We start from the raw sequence: 16,338 nt of genomic DNA, 5'->3' as shown, positions 1-16,338 counted from the left end.
GGATGGCGCACGTATCGAGCAACCATCCACCCAGGAGACAACCATGTCCGCATTACGTGTCTTGAAAGCGATACTCGGATCACACGCATCACTCGCACTCGCCGCGATGCTTGCCCTGGGCGCCGGCATGGCGCCATCGCCGGTCTCCGCGCAAGGCATCCTGCCCATCGTCAGCTGCACGGGGAATCACGCGGCCACCTGGTCTCCCGGCGTCACCAATGCCACGGTGCTGCATACCGTCACCACCGACACCAGCTGGAGCTGCACCCAGTTGATCGCGCTGCCGGTGCTCACCAGCGCCTCGTCACACGAGCAATTCACTGCACCGTTCAACTGCAACAACCTCTTCTCGACCGCGCCCATCACCTGGACCATCCATTGGAGCGACAACGGTGGTCCGGCAACCAGCTCGTTCACCTTCACCGCGACCGTAGCGCCGGTCAACGGCAACCTGGTGGTGACAGCGCCCGGCAACATCACCACAGGCCGCTATGCGGGACGCAGCGCCACTGCCGTATTCACCTTGCTCAATCTCGGCGCCACACTGAATGCCCAGTGCAGTTCTGCGACCGGCGTGACCAGCGCCAGCGGTCCGTCCACGTTCCTGATTCTCTGATCCACACCGGCGCCGGCACCGTTATCGGGCCGGCGCCCTTCGCCCAGGGGTTATCCGTGCCGGCTCGCGCCGCTACGCTAGGAGGCGACCGATATCGTCCCTGGCAGCGAATCCCCATGAGCACTCCTGTGATCGTCCGCCCTATCACTCCCGGCGACAGCGCGGCATGGCGTCCGCTATGGAACGGCTACAACGCCTTCTACGGCCGCCATGGCGAAACCGCGTTGCCGGACGAAATCACCCAAGTCACCTGGTCTCGCTTCTTCGACGAAGCGGAGCCAGTGCACGCGCTGGTCGCGGAGCATGAAGGCCGGTTGCTGGGCCTGGCCCACTACCTGTTCCACCGCAGCACCATCCAGATCGGCCCCAGTTGCTACCTGCAGGACCTGTTCACCGTCGAGCAGGCGCGCGGCAAGGGCGTGGGTCGCGCACTGATCCAGGCGGTCTACGGCCGGGCACACGCGGCCGGCGCGCCGCGTGTCTACTGGCAGACCCATCACACCAACGCCACCGCCATGAGGCTCTACGATCAGGTGGCCGAGCAGTCCGGCTTCGTCGTCTACCGCAAGTTGCTCTGAGCGCCAGCCGTCATAATCGCCTGGAAAACTATGGCCGCCGGCGAGGACAGGCGGCAGACTACGCGTCCGCGGCTCCGCGCCGCCGGTTTCGACGCACCGCCGCCAGGCACAGATCAGGACGCAGGGGATTTATGGGCAAGTACGCCGTTGTTGTTGTTTCCGCATGTCTCGGCCTCGCCGCCGGCCTTCCCATGCAGGCGGAGGCTCAGCCCGCCACGCTCGAGCGTGCCCTGCAAGCAATGCAGCCCAAGTCGGTGCTGCCGGGCTATTGCGTGGCGGTGGTGGATGGCGGCGGTGTGCGCTACGCCAAAGGCTTCGGCTATGCGGATATCGCGCAGCAGCGCCCCTACACGGCGGACACCGTGCAACCGGTCGGCTCGATCAGCAAGACCCTGATCGGCGTGGCCGCCATACAACTGGTGGAGAGTGGCGCACTCAACCTGGACGCGGATATCGACGGTGCCCTGCCATTCGCTGTGCGCAATCCGGGTTTTCCCGCCGCACCGATCACGTTGCGCCAGTTGGGTACGCACACCTCCGGCATCGTCGACCGGGAGCCGTTCTATACCCAGAGCTACACCAAGGGCGCACAGCCGGTATTCGACATCAAGACCCCGCTGCGCGCGTATCTCGACCCCAAAGGCACCCACTACGACCCGGCCAACTTCATCAAGGCGCGCCCGGGCACGACGTACCGCTACAGCAACCTCGGCGCCTCGCTAGCCGCGCTGATGGTCGAAACCAAGGCTGGCACTTCGTATCGTGCTTACACCCAGGAACACATTTTCGACCCGTTGCGCATGAGCGCGACCGGCTGGGCGCCCAGCGAAGCAAAGGGAGCGGTAGCCACGCTCTACGACAAGAACCGGTCGGCGATCGCGCCCTATGCCTTTCCCAGCTATCCCGATAGCGGGCTTTACACGTCCTGCGCGGATCTGGGCAGGTTTCTCGCCGCGATGATCCGCGGTTATCAGGGCCAGCCCGGCCTGCTCAAACCCGCTTCGTTCCGGCAGATGTTCGCGCCGCAATGGTCGAAGCAGGAGCAGCCCAAGGGCGCGCGACCGGGCGCGGGCATCGACAACGGCTTCTTTTGGCAACGCCTCGAGCGCGGCGAATTTGGCCACACCGGCGGCGACAAGGGCTTCACCACCCAGATGGCGTTCAATCCGGTCGATGGCACCGGGCGCATCCTGATCACCAACATCAGCTACGGCGATCGCAAGGACGTGGTGCGCGAGTTCGACAGCATCTGGGCCACGCTCGCCAAGTACGAGCAAAGTCCGGAACCGTGATGTCCGCATAGCGCCTTCCTGCACATATGCGCGGCGGCAGGCTCGGCTAGCATCCGTCGCTCGGGACGCGGGGTGCGTCCGGGAGTCAACGGCATGACGAAGCAGGTGTGGTTCATTACCGGTGCATCGAGCGGCTTCGGCGAAGCGTTCGCGCACCACGCGCTGTCTGCGGGCCACTGCGTAGTGGCCACCGCTCGCGACATCGCGAAGCTACAAGGGTTGGTGGAAGCAGCGCCCGATCGCGTGCTGGCTCACCGACTGGACGTAGCCAAATCCGGCGAAGCGGAAGCCGCGGTCAAGGCCGCGGTCGCGCGCTTCGGCCGCATCGACGTACTGATCAACAACGCCGGCTACGGCGTAGTCGGAGCGGTGGAAGAAACACCCGACGCAGAACTGCGCGCGCTGATGGACACCAATTTCTTCGGCGCGGCGGAAGTCATCCGTGCGGCGCTGCCGATTCTGCGCGCCCAACGCGCCGGCGCCATCGTCAATATCTCCAGCATGGGCGGCCAGATGTCCTTCGCCGGCTTCAGCGCCTACTCCGCCAGCAAGTTCGCACTGGAAGGCCTGTCGGAAGCGCTCGCCGCCGAAGTCGCGCCGTTCGGCATCAAGGTGCTGATCGTGGAACCGGGGCAGTTCCGCACCAATCTTGCCGGTGGTGCCATGCGTCATATGCCGGCCAACGACGCCTATCGGGATACCGTCGGCGCCACCCGCGAATTCGCGCACACCATGCACCACACCCAGCAAGGCGATCCGCTGAAGGCCGCCGCCGCCATCGCCAAGGCGATCGAAGCGGAGCACACGCCGCTGCGTCTGCAGCTCGGCCAGGACTCGGTGGATGCGATCCGCGCGCACTCCGAGAACCTGTTGGCCGATCTGCGCGCGTGGGAAACCGTCGCGATTGACACGCGCATCGATGCGTCTTCGGAATAACCCTGATTACAAGGTCTTCAGGTACTCGATGATCGCGGTGCGCTCCGCATCTGTCAGCACGTCGGTGAATTCGTGGCCGGTATTGGACTGGCTGTACATCCGTGTGTTGTAGATTTTGCGGTTCTCGATATCCATGTTGGTGAAGCTGGGTGCCTGCAAGCCACCCAGGATGTTCCAGGCCAGCGAGCCGTTGGCGAACAGAATGCTCAGCAGGGATTCGATCAAGGGCGTGGCGTAGGGGTCACCTGGATTGCATTGCAGGTAAGGGATAAGGCTGATCGCGCTACAAGACAGGTTGTCGTACTTCCAGCCCAGCTTGACCAGATCGTAGGCACGAGCCAGATCGGTATCGAAGCCCATCACCACACCGACTTGCGCCGGCTTGGACAGACGCCGCCAGAACAAAGGACGGTCCGAGGATTTGAGTACGCTCCATACAGTAGGCACCGAACCGTTGTGGAAGTAAGGCGCGGATGCCCATATCCCGTAGAGCGGCTGCGCCAGATAGCCAACGGCGTTGTATTCGTCTACGCAGCCAGCCTGCCCTTCGTAACCGAAGAAGCTGTTCTGAAACTGCCCCCGCACCGCTTGCGTATTTGCATTGAGCCGGGCCGGATCGGTGTTGATGATGTCGATCGGCGTGACGTTACCTGCCATGCCGGCCAGCGCGGGCGTTGCCAGAAAGGCCGGATCGTTCACGTAGCGCGGCGCATACGCGCCGTGACAACTCGCGCAAGAACCATTGCCTCCGGTGGGGCGCAGCACCGTGTTGTGACGATCGGCAGCCCACAGGTCGAGCGTGTGAAACAGCACCGCCCCCTGCTCGGCCAGTGCCGTATCGACCGGCAGCGGATAGGCAGGCGACTGCACGCTCAGCAACCAGGTGTTGGCCATGTACTCGTGATTCCTGATCCAGTCGAAGCCTTGCGCATATTGCGGTGTCGCCGCGTCAGGCATGTACCAGGACAACTCAATGCGCGTCGAATCGCTGCTCATACCGGCGTCGTAGAACTTGGCCGGCCGGTGGCCCAGGTTCCACCAGTTCGGTGGATCCTCGCTGCCGCTGGTACCCGACAGCCAGAGCGCGGGGTTCAGGAAACTCGGCAGCGCCTGCGTATCGAATAGCGTGAGCAGGCCGAACATCTGGAAGTTGGTGATGTCGCCGCTGCCGCGCACGCGGTTGAGGCTCAACAGATAGAAGGCGTTGTTCGCGCCGCCCCAGTCGGTAAGCAACAAGTCGACATCAGAGAGTCCGTTGTTGCCCAGCAACGGCCCAAGCCCGGGCCCGTCCGCGGCATTGCCTACTTGGCCACCATGACAGAGCGCGCAGGTAATACCGATGTTTCCACTCCAGCTACCATCGGCGTTATGCGTCTGGGTCAGCGCCATGGGCAACTGGCCGGAGCCGCCGTTGGTAAGGTTCGGATTTTCGCCGGGCAACGGATACGGATTGCGCTGCGCACTCAGCGGCGTGCCATAGCGCTCGGCAACGAGCTGATCGAAATTCGAAGGACGCCATAGCAAACCCCAGCGCAACCAAAGCTGGTTGTACTGCGAGGCCGGCATCGACCACAGGCTCCAGGACTGGCCGCTGCTGAACTGCCAACCGGCTTCGTTGGCGCCGTTTCCGTTCAGCAGGCGGGCACCTGCCGCCGCTTGCGAGCGCAACTCGCCACACGTCGCTGGCTGCTGATTCATGCATTGATGCCAGCCGACGTTGAAGGCCACCGCCTTGTCGAAGGTCGGCGTCACCAGTGAGCGCGGATCCGGCGGTAGCGGCGCGCTGTCCGGCAGGGCTTTGCAATACTGAAACCACGGATGGCCACCGTGATCACTGCCCAGCAGATCGGAGGCCCGGACCTGCAACACCCCGGCAAGGCCACATACGAGAACAACACCTGCACAACGCCACGGCGTACACATGCCTACCCCCTCGCCCTTCACAGGGCGACCAGTAGCAGTAACCGCCGGACGGCCGGCGCACTATGCGAGCGGCGCCGTGGATGGCCTGTGAAAGTCGTTGCCGCCATCGACAACGAAAAAGCGGGAGGCCGAGCGGCCTCCCGCCACATGCGCTTACTGCGCCTTCACACTGACGTCGTCGATCACGAACGAGGTCTGGTTGGAGCTGTCTTCCACGCCGTAGAAATTGATCTGGATGGTCTGGCCGATATAGGCCGACAGATCCACGGTGTGTTCCTGGTAGCCGGTAGCGGCGTCCACGTTGGACCAGGTGGCCAACGTCACGTACTTGCCTGCCGAGGTGATCACCTGCGCGCTGAGCTTGTCATAGGCGGTGGTACCGGTCTCGGCGGTGTCGATGTGCATGAAGAAATCGAGCGTCGCCTTGGTGGCCGTAGCAGGGATGGTGATCGACTGGCGCACATAGTCCGTATGCGCGCTGCCGTAACCATCCAGCCATGCCTTGTAGCTGCCGGCATGCGCTGGCTCGCCAGCGGTGTTGTTGATCACGCCGCTGGTCTGCGTCCACGGCGTGGTGCCGTTTTCGAAGCCATTGTTCTGCATCAGCTCGGTGGCGCCACCGCCGCTGCTGTTGGACACGCTGAAACTCACCGTACTGCTGGTGCCGACATTGCCGGCCGCGTCGTAGGCCTTGGCGACCAGCGAGTGCGTGCCGTTGCTCAGCGTGGTGGAGTCCAGCGAGGCTTGGTACGGCGAAGCGGTCACCGTCGACTTGAGCGCGCTGTCGACGTAGAACTCCACCTTGGTCACGCCCACGTTGTCGGTTGCATTGGCCGACAGCGTGATGGTGCCGGCACTACCGCTCTCCGAAGCACTCACCGCCGGCGGCGTGGTGTCGCCACCGCTGCTGTTGGACACGCTGAAACTCACCGTGCTGCTGGTACCGACATTGCCGGCTGCGTCGTAAGCCTTGGCAACCAGCGAGTGCGTGCCGTTGCTCAGCGTGGTGGAGTCCAGCGAAGCCTGGTACGGCGAAGTGGTGCTCGTCGACTTGAGTACGTTGTCGACATAGAACTCCACCTTGGTCACTCCGACATTGTCGGTCGCGTTCGCCGACAGCGTGATGGTGCCCGAGCTGCCGCTCTCCGACGCGCTCACCGTCGGCGGCGTGGTATCACCACCACCTGCGCCCTGGGTCACCCATACCGGCGCGGACCACAACTGCTTGCCGTCTTCCTGGGTGACCTTGGCGTAGTAGAAGTGATCGCCGTTCGCCGGCGTGATGGTGGTGGTTGCGGTGCTGGACGTGGTCGCCACCGTGCCATTGCTGCCCGGCACGCCCTCGAACACCTGCACGCGCTGGGCGGTGTGGCCGGCGCTGCTGGCGTAGTTGACGGTGAGTGTCAGCGTGCCGCTGTTGCTGAAACGCTCGCCCATCACATGACCATTCGCGGTGAGCACGATCTGGCCGGTCTTGTCCTCGGTGGCGAACACGCGGCGGGCGCGCACGGCATCGAGGAAAGCGTTGAGGCTGAGTGCCGTGCCGTTGGGAATCAGCACACCGGTGCGGTTGGTGTAGCTGGCGCCCCAGTTGGCGCAGTGATTGTCCTGATCGGAGCTGGGCGCCACGTGGTAGCCACGCTCAAGCAGGATGTTGAAGGCCGGCTCGTAACTGGCGTGGCTGGTTTCGGTTTCGGTGGTGTTGTGCGAGAACGCCGAGCTGTTGAGCACCTCGGCCAGCGCCATCACCTGATCGCCGTCGGCGGAGTAACCGAGATCGGTGCCGCCCACATTGAACTGGCCGCTGCTGGCGGGATGGTTGAACTGACCCACCCAGCCGTTCGTCTTCATCAGCGTATACAGCGAACCGTAGTCGCTCTTGGCCGTGAACACGTCGCCGATGAGCTGATTGGAGCTGTTGTATTCCCACTCCAGCAGGCTCGGCGTGTTGAAGATATTGAGATGGCCGCCGTTGCTGATCACGCCCCACTCCAGGCCATAGATCGCCAGGAAGTTCGAATGCGCGGCGTTGAACGTGTTGGCCGCCTGCAGGCCGGACTGGAACAGGTTGTGCGCGGTGGTCGGACTGGCCGAGGTATTGGTGCCGGTCGAACCGTCGTACATGTGGTTGTGCTCGGACGTCATCAGGATGTCCAGGCCATCGTTCAAGGCGTACTGGTAAGCATCCGCCGGGCCATAGGGCGCGCTTTGCGGGTTCTGCGCATCCACGCAGGTGGAGACGTCGCCGCCGCCGTCGCTGTGGTTGGTCTGGCTGTGCAGATTGCCGTAGTAGATGGTGTACGGCAGGCCGCTCGCGCCCACTGACTGCGCCTGGATCATCGGACCCGCACTGGCACTGCCGGTGTGGCGCAGTGCGGTGAAGTGCGGCATCTGCGGCGCGGCGACCGAGCCGATCTGCACGTCGTAACGCTGCTCTTCGATCAGTTGCGGTGCCTTGCTGCGAGCCGCCGCCAACGCGTTCTGCGGCAGACCGGTGCCGATAACGCCGACCGCATTCGCATCCAGCGCGACCGCCCGCATATGCACCGTGTAGTAGCCCGGCGCCAGCGCGTGGCCGGAAGCATCGCGTCCGTCCCAGGCCACCTGGGCCTGGGTGCCGCCGGCACGGATTGCACCCTGGCCCTGCCAGCTGCGCACCACGGCACCATTGGGACCAAGCAGCTCGACCTCCCAGGCAACCGGCGTGCCCTGCGCCGCGCCGGGATACGAGAAGTGCAAGGTGATATTGCGTGCTCCGGCCGCCTGGAACGGCACATGCAGCGCCGCCTCAAACTCTTCGTGATCCGGCAGCGTGCCCGCCATCACCGGTGCCAGCACCATCATGCCGGCGGCCAGCAGGCCACCCGCCATCATTCGCTTCAATTCCATGTGTACCCTTCCCCAGTCGTATGAAGAATTCCCCCGGGCGTTATCTTCCTTGCCCAGCTGACAAGGGTATGACCGGATGACTCTTCACCCGTGACAGGGCGCACATATCGGGCATGGCATTGTCGAAAGTTATTGCGACAGTCTCGCGCAAGCTCTTCGTATTCAGACGTCTGGATGTCCATTCGCAGTGACCGATCCACCCATGTCCTTAGACACATGGCATGAGCTCTCGCCCGCCCACTAGGCTCCGCCGGATGAAGACGAAGCCATGGCTTGGCGCGACCTTCGCGCTTCTTGTTGCCGCCGGTGCGCAGGCGACCTCTTCCACCGACCCACTGCACGGCTGGACCGGCGGCGATAGCGCCAGCCTTGATGCCTGGGTGCACGCACGGATCGATGGCATCAAGGCGCAGATTGCCAAGCTGCATGCCGTGCAGGGCCAGCGCACCATCGACAACACACTGGTGCCTTACGACGAAGCGCTCAATCAGCTCGGCCTGGCCTTCGGACAAGCGCATATGATCAACGCGCTGGGAGCCGACAAGGCCCTGCGCGACAAGGGGCAAGAACTGCAGCAAGCCCTCTCGTCCATTGATACCGAGATCACCCTCGACGTCGCTACCTACGACGCGCTGCGGAGCCTGTCGACATCGGAGGCGGGCAAGGCCGCCGACCCCGCGACCCGACACTATCTGGATCGCACGCTGCTAGAGCTCCGCCTGGCCGGCGTCGATCGCGATACCACCACCCGCGAACGCATCACACAACTGCGGGACCAGATCGCCGCGCTGGAGCTGAGCTTCAGCCGCAACATCCAGGAGGACAAACGCACACTGAGCGTGAGTCCGGACCAGTTGGCGGGCATGCCCAACGACTTCATTGCCCGGCACCCGCCGGATGCCAGCGGCCACATCCTCCTCACCACCGATCAGCCCGATGCCCTGCCCGTCGAGAAATTCGCGAGCAACGCGCAGCTACGCAGCGACCTGGTCACGGCGTATCTCAATCGCGGCTGGCCAGCGAACGACGAGGTATTGCACCAGCTGCTGCAGGCGCGCGAGGAGCTGGCCCACGTGCTGAAGTTCGACACGTATGCCGACCTCGCCATGGCGGATCAGATGATCGGCGGCAAAGCCGAGGCCAGGCAGTTTCTCGATCAAGCCCAAGCAGCAGCCGCTCCCGCAGCAGACCGCGAAGCAAGGCTTCTGCGCGACTTCGTGCATGGCCGACAACCGGACGCCCACATCACCGGCGCCGACTTCATTTACTGGCAGGAGCAGTACCGCAGGGCGGCGTACGACTTCGATGCGCAGACGGTGCGTGCGTATTTCCCATTCAACGCCGTGCAGGCCGGTGTACTCGACACCGCCTCGCGCATCTTTCACGTCAGCTTCCGTCCGGTGAGCAACGCCGTGGTTTGGCATCCCGCCGTGACAACCTTCGATGTACTGGATGGACAGAAGAAGATCGGCCGCATTTATCTCGACATGCACCCACGTGACGGCAAAAGCCAGGGCTCTTCCGCCTGGGCCCTGATACCGGGCATGGGCGGCCGGCAGTTGCCGGAAGGGGTGGTGGTCGGCAATGTCGCCGGTGGCGAGCCGGGCGACCCCGGACTGATGGACTACAGCGACGTGGTCGCGTTCTTCCATCAATTCGGCCTTCAGATGCAACACATCCTCGGTAGCCAGACGCGCTGGTCCGCGCAATCGGCATTCAATGTCGAGCGTGACTTCATCCAGGCGCCACCGCAGATGCTGGAGGAGTTCCTCCACCTGCCCTCCGTGCTGCAAGGCTTCGCCAGGCACTACAAGACCGGTGAAGTGCTGCCACTGGCCACCATCCAGGCCATGAATCGCTCGACGGCTTATGGGCGCGGTTCATGGCTGCAACAGCAAATGGTCTACGCCACGTATGCGTTGCAGATACACGAATTGCCGGCGAAGGCGATCGACGTCGGCGAGGTCTGGGCGGACGACGAGAAGCGCTTCGCGCCGTACGAAAGCCTGCCCGGTGCGCATCCCTATGCAAGCTTCACCCAACTGACCGGATATACCTCCAACTACTACACCTACCTGCTGGACAAGGTCATCGCGGTGGACTTCTTCCGGCAGTTCGATCCCAGCCATCCCTTCGACGGCGCAGCTACCATGCGCTACCGGCGAGCCGTCATCGAACCCGGCGCAACGAAACCCGCGGCCGAGCTGGTGAAGAACTTCCTCGGCCGCCCGCAGGACATGAAGGTGCTGGCGTCGTGGATCAACGAAGCGTTCATCGATCCACCTCCGACAGTCGCTACGCAAAAGGTGTCCGGCCCGTAGGCCAGACACCCGGCGTCCTTACTCGGCTTTCGACACCTCCGCCGTATCATCGCGATGCCACCAGCCGCCACCCACCGCCTGGAACAGCGCTACCGTATCGGCGAAGCGCGCTGCCCTGGCCTGGGCCAGCGCGATGATGGATTGCTGCCAGGCCAGCTCGGCAGCCAGCATGACGCTCTGGCTGATGTCGCCGAGGGACAGCTGATGTCTGGCGATCTCCAGGCTGCGCGACGCCGCGCGTTCCGCACGCTCCGCCGCGACGAGCGTGTCCGCATCCGAACGAATCGCATGCAGCACGTCGGCCACGTTCTGTACCGCACCCAGCACCGTGCTGCGGTACTGCGCGGCCGCCTGTCGATAGCCAGCCTCCGCCGCGCGCTGCTTGTGCTTGAGCGAGCCGCCGTCGAACAGTGGTTGCGTGATGTTGCCGCCCAGGCTCCAGAAGCCGGTGCCTGCGGTGAACAGCGAGCTGGTCTTTTCCGCGGCACTGCCGAGCGTGGCGTTGATCTGCACATTGGGCAGCCGGTTGGCGACAGCCACACCGATGCCGGCACTGGCGGCGTGCAACTGCTCGTCGGCCTCACGCACATCCGGGCGCTGTTCGACCAGTTGCGCTGGCAAGCTCAGTGGCAATTCGGTCGGTAGTTGCAGCGCGGCCAGTTCGAACGTCGCGTCGATCGATGCATCCGGCGTGCGCCCGCTCAGGGCCGCCAGCAGATCGCGCTGCTGGGCCAGCTGCTTTTCCAGCGGCGGCAGCGTGGCGCGGCTCTGCTCGAGTGCGGCGACCTGCGTCGCCACGGCAGACTCGGCCACATCGCCAAGCGCCTGCTGGCGGCGCAACGTGTCGAGGATCTGCGTCTGCGCGCTGACGATCTCCTGCGTCGCTTTGATCTGCTCGCGCAGCGAGGCTTCCTGGATCGCCGCATTGACCAGGTTGCTGGTCAGGGTGAGATAGGTCGCTTCGAGCTGGAAGCGCTGCGCATTCGCCTGGGCCACTGCCGACTCCACCTGGCGCCGCGTACCGCCCCACAGATCGGGTGCGTACGACACGCTCACCTGCGCCGTGGTCAGGCTGTACAGGCTCGCGCCGGACGAGGCCGGACTGGCGAGGTCTTTAGCGACATCCTGCCGTGTCGGGTTGAGGCCCGCGCTGACCGAAGGGAAATAAGCGCCTCGCTGTGCGTACACGTTCTCCCATGCCACTTGCAGGGCGGCATGCGCGGCCTCCACGTCGGCGTTGTGCTTGAGGGCGTCGTCGATCAGCGCATTGAGCGGTTCGGAATGAAACAGCGTCCACCACTGGCCAGGGATATCCATTGACGTGACCAGTCGCTGCGCTTCACCGCCCGGTCCGGACGCGGCCGACGTGGTTTCCGATGACGGTATGGGCGCGTAAGCCTGCGCCTTGGGCGCCTCCGGCCTGCGGTAATCGGGGCCAACGGCGCAACCGGTAAGCGCCGTGCCGATGCACAGCACCAGCAACACGCGACTGCCCAGCCATCCGTTCCACTTCATGGATGCGATGCGCATGGTCAGATCTCCTTGGCTGGATGCGAATGGCGGCGCAAACGGCGCTCGACGAAACGCTCCAGCACGTCATAGAACGCGGGAAGAATGAAAAGCGTGAGCAAGGTGGCGATCACCAGACCGCCAACCACCACGGTGGCAAGCCCACGCTGCACGTCGGTACCGATGCCGGTGGCGAGTGCGGCGGGCAGCATGCCGACGCTGGCCACAGTGGCGGTCATCAGCACCGGGCGGAAACGCTCGGTGGCGCCAAGCAGCACCGCATCGCGCACGCCGTGACCTTCGCGTCGCATGCGGTTGAAGTTGGCCACCATGATGATGCCGTTCTGCACCGCCACACCGAACAGCGCGATAAAGCCCACCGCTGTGGCGATGTTCAAGGTCTCGCCCTTCACATGCAGCGAGATCAGGCCGCCCAAGGTCGCCAGCGGCACCACCGCCAGCACCAGCAGGGCCTGGCGCAGGTTGCCGAATTCGGCGAACAGCAGCACGGCCATCACCGCCAGCACCAGGCCCAGCACCAGCACCAGGCGCGACTGTGCGCGCTGCTGGTTCTCGAACTGACCGGCCCATTCCAGGCGATATTGCTGCGCATCGAAATGCACCGTGCTGGCGATCTTGTCTTGCGCCTCGGCCAGATACTCGGAAAGCGCGCGATCGCGGTTGTCGATGCGCACGGTGATCTGGCGATGCCCGCCTTCGTGCGCGATGGTGCTTTCGCCAGTCTGCAAGGTAATCCGGGTCACCATGGCCAGCGGCACGCGCGCGCCAGACGGTGCGGTGAGCACCAGCTTCCCCAGCGCTTCGGGATTGGCGGCGACCTGATGGGGCACCCGCGCGGTAACGTTGTATACGCGGTCTTCCACGTAGGCCTGGGTGATGGGCGAACCACCCACGCCGGTCTGGATCAGCGTGTTGATGTCAGCCACGTTGATGCCGTAGCGCGCCGCGGCGTCGCGATCCACCTTCACCGTCAACTGCGGAATCGGCGGTTCCTGGAAGATCGAGGCGTCGGCGGTACCGCGCACGCCCTTCAACACGTCGACGATCTCGCCACCGATGCGGCGCAGCTCCTTGAAGTCGTCACCGTAGATGCGCAGCACCAGCGGGCTGTGCGCGCCACCCACCATATCGTTCTCGCCGTCGATGATCGGCTGGCTGATGCCGACGCTGATGCCGGGGATCTGTTGCAGACGCGCGTTGAGGCGACGCACGAAATCGGCCTTGCTCTCGCCTGACGGCCATGCGTCGTACGGCTTGAGGCCCACACCGGATTCGATATGCGATGGCGTCCACGGATCGCTGCCGGTGTCGTTGCGGCCAAGCTGGGTGACGACATAACTCACCTCGGGAAACTCGCCCACGACGCGGCGGTACTCACTGGCCATCTCGCTCGCTTTCTCCAGCGACAGACCGCTGGGTAGCTGTACCTGCACCCACAGCGAACCTTCGTCGAGCTCGGGCAGGAACTCGCGCCCGATACTCATGCCCAGCGCGATCACGGCGACCAGCGCGATGCCGGCAATCCCATACGTCACGCGCGGACGTCCGAGCAGGCGCTCCAGCAGGCGCCGATAACCGGCCTGCAGGCGCTCCAGCGGCTTGTTGTGGAACATCTTTCGCGGCTTGCGCAACGCCAGCCACGCCAGCGCCGGCACCAGCGTGATCGCGCACAGCAGCGCGCCGAGCAAGGCGTAGCCCACGGTATGCGCCATCGGCGAGAACAACTTGCCTTCGGCATGCTCGAAGGCAAGCAGCGGCGCATAAGCCGTAACGATGATCAGCGTGGCGAAGAAGATCGGGCGCGCCACCTGCTTGGTCGCACTGAGTACATCGGCCTCGTGCAGATAGGCATCTGGCCGCGCCTCGCGTTTGCGCAGGATGGCCTCGGTGACCACGATCGCGCCATCCACGATCACACCGAAATCGATCGCGCCGAGCGAGAACAGGTTGGCAGGCATTTTGAAGAAGTGCATGACGATGAACACCGTCACCAGCGCGAACGGAATGGTCACCGCCGCCACCAGCGCGCTGCGCGGGCTGCCCAGGAACAGAATCAGCACGATACAGACCAGGCCGACGCCTTCGATCACCGTATGCGAGACCTTGCTGACGGTGGCCTGCACCAGATCGTCGCGATCGATGAAAGGCGCGATGCGCACGTCCATCGGCGCCAGCAGCTTGTTCAACTCATCCACCTTGGCGTGGATGCCTTTGAGGACCAGCGAGGGGTTCTCGTACTTGAGCAGGTTGACAATGCCTTCGACGGTGTCCGGGTTGTTGTCCTTGCCCAGGATGCCTTCGCGAATCTGGTGGCCATACTGCAGCTTGCCGAGATCGCGCACACGGATCGGGTTGCCGTTGTGTTGGGTCACCACGATGTCGCCCATATCCTTGAGCGTGCGCATCAAGCCCTCACCGCGGATCACATACGACTGCTCGCCGCGCGTCACACGGCCGCCACCGGCATTGGTGTTGTTGGCGCTGATTGCGGTGATCACGTCGTTCATGCCGACGCCGAACTGCAACAACTTCTGCGGTTCCACTTCAAGCTGGAACTCTTTAGTGAAGCCGCCGAAGTTGTCGACATTCGCTACGCCGGATACCTGCTGCAGCGCGGGGATCACTTTCCAGCGCTGGATCTCTGACAGCTCCATCAGGTTCCTGGTGTCGGACTCCAGCGTGTAACGATAGATTTCGCCGGCCGGGCCAGAGACAGGATCGAGCGCCGGCGTCACGCCGGCCGGCAGGGTGACACCGGCGATGAGTTCCATCACACGCTGGCGCGACCAGTAGTCCTCCGCACCGTCGCGGAACACCAGGGTGATCAGCGACAGGCCGAAGGTGCTGCTCGAACGCGTCGAGACCACGCCGGGCGTGCCGGCCAGCGCGCGCTCGAGCGGAATGGTGATCTGCTGTTCGATCTCTTCCGCGGCAAGGCCAGGCACCTGGGTGGTGACCTGGGCGGTGACGTCGCTGAGTTCCGGATAAGCCTCCACCGCCAGCTGCGTCCACGCGTAATGACCGTAGATCATCACCAGGATCGCCACGCCGAATACCAGCGTGCGCTTGTGCAGGCACCATGCGATGAGCTTATCAATCATTGATCAGCACTCCGCCTGCCACCACCACGCGATCGCCTGGCTGCAGGCCTTTGGTGATGCGTGTCTCGCCACCCTCGTCCTGGCCCAGCTCGACGGTGCGGCGCTGGAACGCCCACGGCGACACTTCAACGAAGACGGTGACGCTGTCGTTGTTCATCAGCAGCGCGGATTGCGGCACCAGCAGCGCTTTCGGTTGTGGCACCTGGAAGGTGGCTGTGGCGAACATGTTGGTCTTGAGCGCGCTGTCGGCATTTGGCACGACGATGCGTGCCTTGACGCGGCGCGAATCGGCATCGAGCACATCGCTGACCGACTGCACCGTGCCGTGGAAGCTGCGGCCCGGCCAGGCCGGCAGCACCACGTCGGCCTGCTGTCCCGCTGCGATCTGCCGAGCTTCGTTCTCGGCAACATTGGCGGTGACCCAGATGTGGTCCAGGTTGGTGATGGTCATCAGCGGCGCGTTCGGGTCATTGGCGAACGCGCCGACCGCCGCGGACAGCGCAGTGATGCTGCCATCGGTGGGCGCGACCACGGCCATGCGATGCGCACCGCCCTTGCCCGGAGCAAGCGCACCCAGCGAGGTCAGGCGTGTGTCGGCACGGTCGTACTCGGCCTGCGCCTGTACGAAGGCGCTGTGTGCGGCTTCCAGATCCTTCTGTGCGGCGCCGCCCACCTGTTGCACGCCCTGCGCGCGATCTAGGGTTTTCTTCGCGAGCGCGAGTGCATCGCTCGCCTTCTGCCGGTCGGACATCGCTTGCGCGTAATCGCCCGACGCGATCACTGCGAGCGCCTGGCCTCGGGTGACGCGATCACCCAGCCCCACGTTCAGTTCCGCGACGCGCCCGGTCACCGGCGGCAGGATGTTTATGGTGTGGGCCGGATCGGCCTCGACCATCGCCGGCGCCGACAGCGGATGCGCGAGGTCACGCTGTGCTACTGGCTGTACTTTCAGACGCGCACGCAGCGGCGATTTCTCCGGCACGCGCAACACACCGTGATCGTCCACCACGGCGGTGGCGGCTTCCTGCCGGCCGTCGCCATGTGCGCATGCACTCAGCAACACAGGCAGCACAGCGGCGAAGATCAGGTGAGAGACGATTTTCTTTGAGCGGAACAGCATGGGGTTTCCCCTGTTGGCATAAGGCACGCACA

The 16,338-nt window shown here is 64.3% G+C and carries 10 protein-coding genes; 5 read left to right on the top strand and 5 right to left on the bottom strand.

The annotated features are described in order from the left end of the window. Window positions 1-43 precede the first annotated feature (43 nt). From ISS97_RS01295 to ISS97_RS01280, 4 genes are all read left to right on the top strand, one after another. Complete coding sequence (locus tag ISS97_RS01295) at window positions 44-616, top strand: hypothetical protein (RefSeq protein WP_379987471.1); 573 nt, start codon at window positions 44-46, stop codon at window positions 614-616. Between the two features lie 116 nt (window positions 617-732). Next, window positions 733-1,194, top strand: a complete 462-nt coding sequence (locus ISS97_RS01290; protein WP_379987470.1) for a GNAT family N-acetyltransferase — start codon at window positions 733-735, stop codon at window positions 1,192-1,194. A 131-nt stretch (window positions 1,195-1,325) separates the two neighbouring features. After that, on the top strand, window positions 1,326-2,486 hold the full coding sequence (locus ISS97_RS01285; RefSeq protein ID WP_379987469.1) for a serine hydrolase domain-containing protein: 1,161 nt from the start codon (window positions 1,326-1,328) through the stop codon (window positions 2,484-2,486). 93 nt (window positions 2,487-2,579) lie between these two features. Then, window positions 2,580-3,422 carry an oxidoreductase gene (locus ISS97_RS01280; RefSeq protein WP_379987468.1) on the top strand — a complete coding sequence of 281 codons (843 nt, stop codon included), beginning with the start codon at window positions 2,580-2,582 and terminating at the stop codon, window positions 3,420-3,422. A gap of 6 nt (window positions 3,423-3,428) precedes the next feature. Here the strand turns inward: ISS97_RS01280 and ISS97_RS01275 are convergent, their stop codons facing one another. Together ISS97_RS01275 and ISS97_RS01270 are read right to left on the bottom strand one after the other, a co-directional pair. Further along, window positions 3,429-5,291 carry a c-type cytochrome gene (locus ISS97_RS01275; protein WP_379987467.1) on the bottom strand — a complete coding sequence of 621 codons (1,863 nt, stop codon included), beginning with the start codon at window positions 5,289-5,291 and terminating at the stop codon, window positions 3,429-3,431. Window positions 5,292-5,498: 207 nt separating this feature from the next. Next, window positions 5,499-8,234, bottom strand: coding sequence for an Ig-like domain-containing protein (locus tag ISS97_RS01270; RefSeq protein ID WP_379987466.1), 2,736 nt, complete (start codon window positions 8,232-8,234; stop codon window positions 5,499-5,501). A 254-nt stretch (window positions 8,235-8,488) separates the two neighbouring features. On the opposite strand from ISS97_RS01270, the gene ISS97_RS01265 reads away from it, so the two are divergent. Then, the gene (locus tag ISS97_RS01265) at window positions 8,489-10,555 is read left to right on the top strand and encodes a M3 family metallopeptidase (RefSeq protein WP_379987465.1); all 2,067 of its coding nucleotides are present in this window, start codon (window positions 8,489-8,491) and stop codon (window positions 10,553-10,555) included. Between the two features lie 18 nt (window positions 10,556-10,573). Here the strand turns inward: ISS97_RS01265 and ISS97_RS01260 are convergent, their stop codons facing one another. From ISS97_RS01260 to ISS97_RS01250, 3 genes are read right to left on the bottom strand one after another with little or no spacing between them, the layout of a single operon-like run. Beyond that, window positions 10,574-12,085, bottom strand: a complete 1,512-nt coding sequence (locus ISS97_RS01260) for an efflux transporter outer membrane subunit (protein ID WP_379987464.1) — start codon at window positions 12,083-12,085, stop codon at window positions 10,574-10,576. Between the two features lie 2 nt (window positions 12,086-12,087). Then, on the bottom strand, window positions 12,088-15,186 hold the full coding sequence (locus tag ISS97_RS01255) for an efflux RND transporter permease subunit (RefSeq protein ID WP_379987463.1): 3,099 nt from the start codon (window positions 15,184-15,186) through the stop codon (window positions 12,088-12,090). Continuing rightward, a complete protein-coding gene (locus ISS97_RS01250) occupies window positions 15,179-16,306 on the bottom strand; it encodes an efflux RND transporter periplasmic adaptor subunit (protein WP_379987462.1) in 1,128 nt (375 codons plus the stop codon). Before ISS97_RS01250 ends, ISS97_RS01255 begins: the two co-directional genes overlap by 8 nt. Window positions 16,307-16,338 lie beyond the last annotated feature (32 nt).

Origin of the sequence: Dyella koreensis, assembly GCF_044904565.1 — a bacterium.
Classification (GTDB): Bacteria; Pseudomonadota; Gammaproteobacteria; order Xanthomonadales; family Rhodanobacteraceae; genus Dyella_D; species Dyella_D koreensis.
Note: the sequence above shows the minus strand (reverse complement) of the source record. Positions and strands in the feature narration are given on the sequence as shown.

What these genes read in the sequence shown, in the direction of transcription:
- ISS97_RS01290 (WP_379987470.1), top strand. Translation starts at nt 733, where the DNA reads ATGAGCACTCCTGTGATCGTCCGCCCTATCACTCCCGGCGACAGCGCG.
- ISS97_RS01295 (WP_379987471.1), top strand. Translation starts at nt 44, where the DNA reads ATGTCCGCATTACGTGTCTTGAAAGCGATACTCGGATCACACGCATCA.
- ISS97_RS01285 (WP_379987469.1), top strand. Translation starts at nt 1,326, where the DNA reads ATGGGCAAGTACGCCGTTGTTGTTGTTTCCGCATGTCTCGGCCTCGCC.
- ISS97_RS01260 (WP_379987464.1), bottom strand. Translation starts at nt 12,085, where the DNA reads ATGCGCATCGCATCCATGAAGTGGAACGGATGGCTGGGCAGTCGCGTG.
- ISS97_RS01270 (WP_379987466.1), bottom strand. Translation starts at nt 8,234, where the DNA reads ATGGAATTGAAGCGAATGATGGCGGGTGGCCTGCTGGCCGCCGGCATG.
- ISS97_RS01250 (WP_379987462.1), bottom strand. Translation starts at nt 16,306, where the DNA reads ATGCTGTTCCGCTCAAAGAAAATCGTCTCTCACCTGATCTTCGCCGCT.
- ISS97_RS01280 (WP_379987468.1), top strand. Translation starts at nt 2,580, where the DNA reads ATGACGAAGCAGGTGTGGTTCATTACCGGTGCATCGAGCGGCTTCGGC.
- ISS97_RS01265 (WP_379987465.1), top strand. Translation starts at nt 8,489, where the DNA reads ATGAAGACGAAGCCATGGCTTGGCGCGACCTTCGCGCTTCTTGTTGCC.
- ISS97_RS01255 (WP_379987463.1), bottom strand. Translation starts at nt 15,186, where the DNA reads ATGATTGATAAGCTCATCGCATGGTGCCTGCACAAGCGCACGCTGGTA.